Origin of the sequence: Testudinibacter crocodili (assembly GCF_006228025.1) — a bacterium.
Taxonomy (GTDB): Bacteria; Pseudomonadota; Gammaproteobacteria; order Enterobacterales; family Pasteurellaceae; genus Chelonobacter.
In genome coordinates, this window is record NZ_VDHF01000058.1 from 24287 (window position 1) to 32085 (window position 7799).

Here is a 7799-nt window from a genome sequence, read left to right on the forward strand (position 1 = left end):
AGATTCACAACGGAATACTGCGTTGCAGCGACGGGGGTTGACAACGTTGCAGCACGATGCGCTGTGCTTCGATGGCGGTGATTTGCCATTGATCTTGTGCTATGACGTCATTTAAACGGCTGTCGATAATCACGTTGTCGGGTGTGGACCACAGCACTACGCTATGATTTGCATAATGAATCAAGCCGATAACCTTCAGCTGCGCTAACGGAAAATGGTCGATTAATAACAGACTGTTGATATTGCAGCTGGTGTGTTGGAGCGGTCGATTTTCGGCGGTTATCGGGTTGGCAAGCTGACGGTTCGATGGCTGAGGCGTTGGGGAGAACGGATCATTAAAGCGCTCATTGGCACCGACAAAACAGCCGTAGGCGAGTAAAAGTGCGGTCAGGCAAGATTTAGTCATCGGCAATCTCCTTATCAATTCTGTCCTCAGAAAAAAGTAAATTGAGAATAGCCTGGGTGGCAGGCTGTTGTTCTGTGTGTTGTAGCGTCAGGTTTAACAGTTTTAATTCAGTGAATTGCTGCTGTAGATCGGCTACAAAGTGTGAAATATCATAAAAACTGCCCTGTAACTCCAATTGTAACAACGGAGAACGAGAAAATTGCCAGTGCTGTTGTTCGATGTTGAGTGCGCTGAAACTTGCGACCGCACTTTGTAAGCGCTGATTCAGTGTGGCAATTTTGGCTGCGGTTTGTGGCGCCAATTGCGTGTTTATCTGTTCTGCTTTGTGGGTTAATAGCGCAACAATTTGCTGTTTTTGTCGCTGTTGATGTTGTAAATCGGCAGAACCAAGTGCGGTGTCATGGAATTGTTGCTGTAGGCGGACAATGTCCGACAGCGGATAAGCGCAGAGCAGAAAGAGTAACGCAATAGCAAATAACGATTTCAGCCACAATGGTGCTGTAACTAAGCGAGCAAGTGGCGAATAGGGCGAGAGTTTAAGGCGTGCCATCGGTTTTTTCCTCCGTTTTTGCACGCTGCCAACGCAAGGCAAAATGAAATTCCAGTTGCTGATGGTTTAAATCGAACTGCTCCAATTTAATCGTTAACTTATGCTGCCGATGGTTGAGCAGCAGCGGATATTCGGCAAAATAAGGTTCGAAACTATGGCGCAACTGTTCAAACTCTTGTTCGGAGGGCGTTGAACCTTGCAGCAATATTTGATAATCGAACGGGGGCTGCACACTAGATTGCACATTGATCGAGGCACTGGATAAGCGCCCTTGTGACAGTGGCAGACGGCTTAAGAAATCACTAAATCGGCTAAAAATCGTTTGATCGGGAATGGTAAGCACCGCACTTTCATTGCTATGAGCTTGTTGCAGTTGATTGATTTGTTGTTGCAGCCGTTGGTTCTCTGCACGAAGTGCGGTTTGGGCTCGGTTCTGTCGTGACAAACGCTGTTGTAACTGCTGTTGATAGTCAAACAGTTGCCACAGCACGAGTGCCGCAAGGCATAACACAGCAAACAGTGCGATAATAAAAGTCTGTGTTTGGCGGCGTAGCTGCTTGCTGCGCCAATCGAGCAGGTTAATCTCGGTTTGCATCATAGCGGTTCATCTTGCTCAAGTGTTTGAGGTTATGTTGCTGCCGTAGCGCACAGCCCAATGCGACAAAATAGGGATATTGCTGTGAATCGATCGCAATCAATGGGGTTGGCTGGCAATCTTGACGCAGTGCCGTAAGCGCATTCTGGTCAGCATACACCACATAGCGCATATTCTCTTGGTTAGAGGTTTCACTTGGCGACTGTTGTTGCCAGAATGCCTGTAAAAGTGCGGTCAGTGGCTGTGAAGGGCGGTAAAATTGAATCAAATTATCCTGCCGCTGTTGCAGCAAAATGCTGTGCTGATCGTCTTGGTAAAGAAACAGCATGTTGTCATTGTTGATAATCTCGCCTTGAATTTCAACGCAATAGTGAAATGCCCGCAGCAGAGCATGGGCATGAAAATCCAAAATAGCCAATTGCAGCGGTAAAAATTGTTCACATTGTTGCTGGATATTCTGTTTTTTTGCGGCATAAATTTGCACATAATCAATTTGGCGTTCAGTGCCAATATGTTGCAGCGGGCTTGCACTAAAATCAAATTGCAGCAATTGCTCTTCAATTGGCAAATGCTGTTGCAGGATCAACCGCACTTGGCGATATAACTCGTGTGGCTGTTTAATGTGTGGCAACAGCAGGTGTTTTTGCCACAATAAACGTGGCTCCAGACAGGCAATATAAATAAATTTGGCTTGACGGCGGAGTTTTGTCGCAAATTGTAATCTTAATAATTGTGGCAGTTGTGACAGCTGCTCACAAGGCAATCGCTCGAAACAGGGCTGCTGCTCATTGTTGAAAAATGCGATTTCGATTTGTTCACGATTCTTATGGAGACCGATCGCATAGCTTGAGCGCTGAAAAAGTGGCTTCATTGTATAAAAATATCCTCATTATTTGCCATAGTGTGTGTAAAATAGTATCGTTGTGCTTAATTGTAGGCGGGCAAACCGCACTTTGCGTTTTATGGCAGCTTTTTATGGCAACTTTTTTATGGCAGTAAGTGTGGCGTAAAAATATTGGATTATTGACTTTTTAGAGAGAAATTTTCGGTGAAGATCGCAAAATTAATATTAAGTACCCTATTAACGTTGGTTATTTTGGGTTGTGTGGTGTTGGCAGTCGCCTATTTTCATATCAAATCGGATTTGCCGGATGTGAAAGCGCTGCGTACTGTTGAGTTGCAGCAGCCGATGCAGATTTATACTGCAGACGGGAAGTTAATCGGCGAAGTCGGTGAGCAGCGCCGGATTCCGGTTACTTTGGAACAGATTCCAAAACCGTTGATCGATGCCGTTTTGGCGACGGAAGACAGCCGTTTTTATACTCATTATGGACTGGATCCAGTCGGGATTGCGCGCGCATTAAAAGTGGCGATCAGTGACGGCGGTGCATCGCAAGGCGCCAGCACCATTACGCAACAATTGGCGCGTAACTTCTTTTTGACCCCGGAAAGAACGCTGGTCAGAAAAGTGAAAGAAGCGATTTTAGCCATCGAAATCGAAAAAAATCTCAGCAAAGATGAAATTTTGAGTTTGTATCTGAATAAAATTTATTTGGGATACCGCTCTTACGGTGTTGCGGCCGCCGCCAAAACCTATTTTGGTAAAGAGTTAAACCAGCTGACATTAAGCGAAATGGCGATGATTGCCGGCTTGCCGAAAGCGCCGTCAACCATGAATCCGCTTTACTCTTTGCAGCGCGCAACTGAGCGGCGCAATGTGGTGCTAGCGCGGATGTTGGATGAAAATTATATTTCGCAGCAGGAGTATCAACAGGCGAGAAATGAGCCGTTGGTCGCCAGTTATCACGGCAGCCAACTGGATTTTCAGGCGGATTATGTCACTGAAATGGTGCGTCAGGAAATGGTGAAACTCTATGGTGAAGAAAATGCGTATGCCAAAGGTTATAAAGTCTACACCACAGTGGATTCGAGCGATCAACTCAATGCACAAATCGCGTTGCGTAATAATTTGATTAATTATGATATGCGCCACGGCTATCGTGGCGGTGCACCGTTATGGAAAAGTGGCGAAAGCCCTTGGGAAGAAGAGCGGATTATCGGCTTTTTGAAAAAAATACCAAATAGTGAGCCGTTGGTTCCGGCAGCGGTGATGAAAACCGATCGTAGTGGCGCAGAACTATTGCTGGCGTCTGGCGAACGAATGCAGTTGCCGTTATCTGCGATGAAATGGGCGGGCGCTACGGCATCTAACTTAAAGGTTAAGGTGGGGGAGCAAATTTGGATCCGCCAGAACAGTAAGCAGGAGTGGGTGTTGGGGCAGTTGCCACTAGCCAATTCAGCATTAGTTTCGTTAAACAGTGATAATGGTGCGATTGAAGCGATTGTTGGGGGATTCAGTTTTGCTCAGAGTAAATTTAATCGTGCAACCCAATCGATGGTACAAGTCGGTTCATCGATTAAACCGTTTATCTATGCCGCAGCAATGGATAAAGGCTTGAGCTTGGCCACCATTTTGAACGATAGTCCGATTACGATTCGGCTGCCGGGACAAAAACCATGGTCACCTAAAAACTCACCAAACCGCTATGATGGACAACTGCGTTTACGCCAAGGGTTGGCGCAATCGAAAAACGTGATGATGGTGCGTGCGGTGCAAATGGTCGGAATCAATTATGTAGCCGACTTCCTGCCGCGCTTTGGCTTTAAACGCGATCAATACCAAGCGACGGAAGCGCTGGCGTTAGGTGCCGCATCTTTCACACCACTAGAAATGGCGCGTGGTTATGCCGTGTTTGATAACGGCGGATTTTTGATTGATCCTTATCTTATCGAAAAGATCTTGGATCACGAAGGCAAAGAGATTTACCTTGCCAACCCGAAACAGGCTTGCTTCAGTTGTAATGATATTCCGGTGATCTACGGTGAACAGCAAAAGTTGGAGCTATTGGATGACTCGCTACAAAATAGTGCGCAGCCGAACACAGCAGATAATTCAAATCTGGAAGGTGATCCGGATCAGCAGCCGGAAACCGTGCCGGATATTCCTGAGTTGCAAATTGCCAATACCCAGCTACAAGATGGTCCGCAGTTGCTGGCGCAATCGATGACACAAAGCCAAGAAAAACAATACGCTCCAAGGGTGATTAGCGGTGAATTGGCATTTCTAATCCGTAGCGCCTTACAGTCTGGCGTTTATGGTGAAGCCGGTAGTAGTTGGAACGGCACAGGTTGGCGTATGGCAAGCCAAATCAAACGCAAGGATCTTGGCGGAAAAACCGGTACTACCAATAACTCTAAAGTGGCTTGGTATGCCGGTTACGGTGCCAATTTTGCGACTGCGGTGTATGTCGGGTTTGATGATAATAAATATGAGTTAGGACGGGGCGAAGCCGGCGCCAGCACTGCGATGCCGGCATGGCAGGAATATATGAAACAAGCGTTGGCAAACGTACCAGAGCGTGCCGACCCACCGCCACCCAATATTATTGAAAAACGGATTGATAAATCCACGGGTTTGCTCAGCGACAGCGGACGAGTTGAATATTTCATCAAAGGCACCGAACCAACCCGTCGTTATATCCGAGAACAAGGCTACCAAATTATGGTCAACCCCGGTGACGGCAAACCACCACAGGTAGAAGAGTTGTTTTGATTTTGGGTTAAAAGAGGCAATAATGGCGCAAGTTTATGGTTTGTGCCATTAATCATAAATGCTAAATTCTGCCAGAATCAATATGTTTGTCGTGAAAAATAGTAATTATAAAAGATACTATTGTGTCTTTTTATGCTAAAAAAGAGTATGATTGGATATTATTATGTCTTATTTGGGGTTTTATGAATAAGCTATCCCTTTTATCCGCTTACGATGTTCAACAATCATTTGCAACCTACCTACGCCAAAAACGCAAGGAAAAAAAACTTTCGCGTAAAGCCCTTGCCGAACGTTGCCTTGTGCCGGAAGCGACTATCAAAAAATTTGAAACCACCGGACAAATCTCCCTACGTCAGCTACTAATGATTTGGCAAATTGTAGCGGATTTAGAACCGTTTTATGATCTTACCAAACCAGCGGCTAAACCCATGCCGAAGAGTATTGCCGAGGTACTGGCAGATGACTAAGACTAAACAACTTGAAATATGGCGCACACTCACTAACGGTGAAAAAGTGATAGTCGGGAGCTTGGCACAAAATAGTAAAGGAACGTTTTTCCAATATAGCCCAGATTATCTGAATAATTTTCCAAATGGCAACTTATCGCCTTTTAAACTCCATTTTAATGATGAAGTACAACTTGCACCACGCTTATTTGACGGTTTGCATTCTGTTTTTGCTGATAGTTTGCCAGACGGGTGGGGGCGGTTATTGATGGATCGCGTGTTTGCTCAACACGATATTTCGCCCTATTCAATTACTCCGATGGATAGACTGGCTTATGTCGGCAATACTGCAATTGGAGCATTATCCTATCAACCAATCAGTGAAATTGTGGCTCAAGTAAGCGAGTTAATTCAGCTTGCCGAACTGGGTTTGCAGGCGCAGGCGATTTTTGATGGGCAAACAGAAGAGATTTTAACCGCACTTACCCAAATGGGCAGTTCTGGAGGCGCAAGACCCAAAGCACAAGTTTATTTTCCGCAAGGGCGAGAAGATATTTGTCGCACACAATATCAACAAGGCGATGAAGCGTGGTTGGTAAAATTTACCTCCAATAATCTGGCATTATGCCACGAAGAAGGTTTATGCGAAGCGGTTTATTTGCAAATGGCACAACAAGCTGGCATTACTGTGCCGCAGTGGAAGTTGGTGAATGCACCATCACAATCAGGTGCTAGGCAGTGGCTTGCACTTAAGCGTTTTGATTGCATCGAGAATGGTCAAGCGCAGCAAGGTCGTTTGCATACGCTTACTGCCTGTGGTTTGCTTGAAGCGGATTTTCGTCAGCCAAGTTTAGATTATATCGATCTCATCAAAGCAGCCAATTTGCTGACACAAGATCTCAATGCAGGTAAAGCAATTTTCCGTCGTGCGCTGTTTAATCTGTTTAGCTGCAACCAAGATGATCACAGTAAAAACGTTTCGTTTGTTCAAAACGATCAAGGCAAATGGTCGATTTCGCCTGCTTATGACATGACATTCAGCCCAAACCCTTATGGCGAACACATGACCTCTTTCGCTGGTTTCGGCAAAAATCCCCCTAAAAAAGCCATTCAAATGTTGGCTCATCAGGCAAATTTAGAGTGGAAAGACGCGTTGGACATTATCGAACAGGTGCGAAGTGCGGTAGGTGATTTTGCCGTTTTGGCGAAAGACGTTGGTGTTAAGTCTGGAACGGTGAGGGATATTGCGAAGGTGTTGCGGCAGGTTAAGATTGATCTTGTCTGACGGTGATTATGTTGTAATCGGAAAAAAATTATATATGCCTTTATTTGGGCTGTAAGTAGTATTTTAATGCTAATTCCATTGACGTTAAAAGATATGATAAATTTTCATATGACGTAGGAATGTAATCCTTTTTTTGGAAAATTGCTGAGATTTCAACTGGAAAATCAAAAATTGCAGTAGGTATATCGTTATGGAAGGCGATTGAATTATACTCAAATAGCTTTCCAAATTCAAAAAGTTGTTTTTCTTTTGTTACTAAATATCCCAAGTCAAATATATTATCTTCATCTGGTTTTCTAAGCATAAATTCATGTATTCTTAATAAAAAAATATCCCAAGCAGTAGATTTTATATTAGATATAGCTTTGTCATAATTAGAATTAACTTGTACACCAAGAAACTTACCTGAATCTTGATTAAAATACTTATATGCTAAATAACATTCTCTAGCAAAAACTATACATAAAATTTCTTGCATAAACTTATTAAATTCACGTAATTTAAACACGGTAGATTTATTTTTAAACTCAAAATGATTGATTAAAACCATTTTTATTAAAAGAATTTCTATTGCTTCTAGATTAAAATTCAGCTCAGAATAAGTATTTGTAAAGTTATCTACAATCTCTCTCGAGCGCTCTTTTATACCTCTTCCTTTCGAGTAAAACTCTTTCTGTTCCGGATTATTAGTAGAGATGTAATTTCCTGTTTTAAGAAATATATCTTCATCCATTAGCATTAACTTTAAATAAGATTCCGTATATTCGAGAGCATGTTTTCTAAATGATAAAACATTGCCAGTATATTTATTTTTATAATATGATTCCATATAATAAAAATTTAGTGAAACAGACCATCTGTTTTTAGTGATGAATTTTAAGAAACTAATAAAATCTTTTTTTTG

At 43.4% G+C, this 7799-nt stretch carries 8 protein-coding genes; 3 read left to right on the forward strand and 5 right to left on the reverse strand.

The window, feature by feature from the left end; all coding sequences use genetic code 11:
- Positions 1-4: 4 nt before the first annotated feature.
- The 4 genes from FHQ23_RS06580 to FHQ23_RS06595 are packed head-to-tail and all read right to left on the reverse strand — an operon-like array spanning position 5 to position 2422.
- A complete protein-coding gene (locus FHQ23_RS06580; RefSeq protein ID WP_139613604.1) occupies positions 5-406 on the reverse strand; it encodes a pilus assembly protein PilP in 402 nt (133 codons plus the stop codon).
- Complete coding sequence (locus FHQ23_RS06585) at positions 399-956, reverse strand: hypothetical protein (protein ID WP_139613605.1); 558 nt, start codon at positions 954-956, stop codon at positions 399-401. Before FHQ23_RS06585 ends, FHQ23_RS06580 begins: the two co-directional genes overlap by 8 nt.
- Complete coding sequence (locus FHQ23_RS06590; RefSeq protein WP_139613606.1) at positions 943-1554, reverse strand: hypothetical protein; 612 nt, start codon at positions 1552-1554, stop codon at positions 943-945. The genes FHQ23_RS06585 and FHQ23_RS06590 overlap by 14 nt, the downstream gene beginning before the upstream one ends.
- On the reverse strand, positions 1535-2422 hold the full coding sequence (locus tag FHQ23_RS06595) for a hypothetical protein (RefSeq protein ID WP_139613607.1): 888 nt from the start codon (positions 2420-2422) through the stop codon (positions 1535-1537). Before FHQ23_RS06595 ends, FHQ23_RS06590 begins: the two co-directional genes overlap by 20 nt.
- A 177-nt stretch (positions 2423-2599) precedes the next feature.
- On the opposite strand from FHQ23_RS06595, the gene FHQ23_RS06600 reads away from it, so the two are divergent.
- The 3 genes from FHQ23_RS06600 to FHQ23_RS06610 all read left to right on the forward strand — a co-directional run bounded on the left by FHQ23_RS06600 (position 2600) and on the right by FHQ23_RS06610 (position 6895).
- Entirely contained in the window at positions 2600-5164 is a 2565-nt protein-coding gene (locus tag FHQ23_RS06600) for a penicillin-binding protein 1A (protein ID WP_139613608.1), read from the forward strand.
- Between the two features lie 182 nt (positions 5165-5346).
- Positions 5347-5631 carry a helix-turn-helix domain-containing protein gene (locus FHQ23_RS06605; protein WP_139613609.1) on the forward strand — a complete coding sequence of 95 codons (285 nt, stop codon included), beginning with the start codon at positions 5347-5349 and terminating at the stop codon, positions 5629-5631.
- Positions 5624-6895: a type II toxin-antitoxin system HipA family toxin gene (locus FHQ23_RS06610; protein ID WP_139613610.1), complete on the forward strand. Its 1272-nt coding sequence runs from the start codon at positions 5624-5626 to the stop codon at positions 6893-6895. Before FHQ23_RS06605 ends, FHQ23_RS06610 begins: the two co-directional genes overlap by 8 nt.
- A gap of 40 nt (positions 6896-6935) precedes the next feature.
- On the opposite strand, the gene FHQ23_RS12375 is transcribed toward FHQ23_RS06610, so the two are convergent.
- Positions 6936-7799: hypothetical protein (locus FHQ23_RS12375; protein WP_176552271.1), on the reverse strand; the 864-nt coding region annotated here is incomplete at its 5' end.